This window comes from Rhizobacter sp. P1_G5 (assembly GCF_056405435.1).
Map to the genome: position 1 here is coordinate 1 of NZ_JBFUCB010000984.1, position 1,394 is coordinate 1,394.

Annotated in this window: 2 protein-coding genes and 1 pseudogene; 1 reads left to right on the forward strand and 2 read right to left on the reverse strand. The window is 69.5% G+C overall.

Translation table 11 applies throughout. The features are described 5' to 3' along the window. Nucleotides 1-264: pseudogene (locus AC1D12_RS33365) on the reverse strand (hypothetical protein); the annotation flags it as partial. A gap of 84 nt (nt 265-348) precedes the next feature. After that, the gene (gene gloA2, locus AC1D12_RS33370) at nt 349-738 is read right to left on the reverse strand and encodes an SMU1112c/YaeR family gloxylase I-like metalloprotein (protein ID WP_465112397.1); all 390 of its coding nucleotides are present in this window, start codon (nt 736-738) and stop codon (nt 349-351) included. Between the two features lie 58 nt (nt 739-796). Between gloA2 and AC1D12_RS33375 the strand changes: the two genes are divergently transcribed. Then, nucleotides 797-1,394, forward strand: a 598-nt coding sequence (locus tag AC1D12_RS33375; protein ID WP_477845381.1) for a ParB N-terminal domain-containing protein, incomplete at its 3' end; no start/stop codon positions are given.

Sequence of the window (1,394 nt, forward strand, 5' to 3'; positions counted from 1 at the left end):
GCCCGCGTAGAGCCCGAACACGGCGGACGCGAGCTGCTGCGGCGAGCGCAGGCCGGTGACGTTCTCGATGGCGCYGCGCACCGCATCGATGCCGGCGACGTGGCCGATGTTCTCGGGCAGGAACAGGTAGTTGGTGAGGTACAGCACCAGCAGGGCCTGCATGCCGTAGTACGAGAAACGTTCCCAGAGTTCGCAGAAGGCGAGCCAGCCGAGGCCGGCGGGGTGGCCGAAGAAGGCACGATCGTTGGAGGCGGAGGTGGACACGGGTAGTGGCTTCCGAAGGAAATTGGGTAATCCGCGACTGTCGCTGAAATGGCCGGGCGGCACAACTCGGGTCAGCGCGCGCGCTCAGGTGGCGGCCTCGTACAGCTCCAGCGGCAGCCCGTCCGGATCGGCGAAGAACACGAAACGCCTGCCCGTGTACTCGTCGACGCGGATGTCTTCCACCGCGACGCCCCGGCCCTCGAGCGCGGCCTTGCACTGCGCCACGTCGTCGACCTCGAACGCCAGGTGGCGCAGGCCGCGCGCCTCGGGGTACGACGGGCGCGGCGGCGCGCCGTCGAACGAGAACAGCTCGACCTGCGAGCCGTCGGGCAGTGCCAGGTCGAGCTTGTACGAGTTGCGCTGCGCGCGGAAGTGCTCGGCGATCACCGCGAGGCCGAGCGTCTCGGTGTAGAAGCGCTTCGAGGCCGGGTAGTCGGAGCAGATGATGGCGGCGTGGTGGATGCGGAGCAGCATCGGGCGATTGTCGCGCTCCCTACAATGCGCCCCCTTTGTCACCGATCGCACCCGCCCCATGGACCTCGTCGTCAACGAAGAACTCAAAGCCTACATCGACCCGTTGACCGCGGACGAACACGACGCGCTGGAGCGCAGCATCCTCGCCGAGGGCTGCCGCGATGCGCTGGTGCTGTGGGGCGACATGCTGGTCGACGGGCACAACCGCTACGGCATCTGCCGCAAGCACGGGCTGCCGTTCCAGACGGTGCAGAGCACGCGCTTCCAGTCACTGGAAGACGTGCACCTGTGGATGATCGACCAGCACCTCGGCCGGCGCAGCCTGTCGGACTACCAACGCGGCGTGCTCGCGCTGCGCAAGCGCGAGATCGTCTCCGGCCAGCGTGCGCGCCGCGCCGCCGAACCGGCGGAGGCCGCCTCGCCCGCACCGGTGGCCGCAGCGCCCGCGCTCGACACCCGCGAGGCGCTCGCGAAAGCCGCGCGCATCAGCAGCAACCAGGTCGCGATGATCGAGAAGATCCGCCAGCAGGCGGCGCCAGAAGTGGTCGAGGCGGTGAAGGCCGGCACGATCTCGATCAACGCGGCGGCCGCCGTTGCCAGCCTGCCGGCCGAGGAGCAGGTGGCCGCCGCGGCGGCCGGCAAGGACGAGCTGAAGC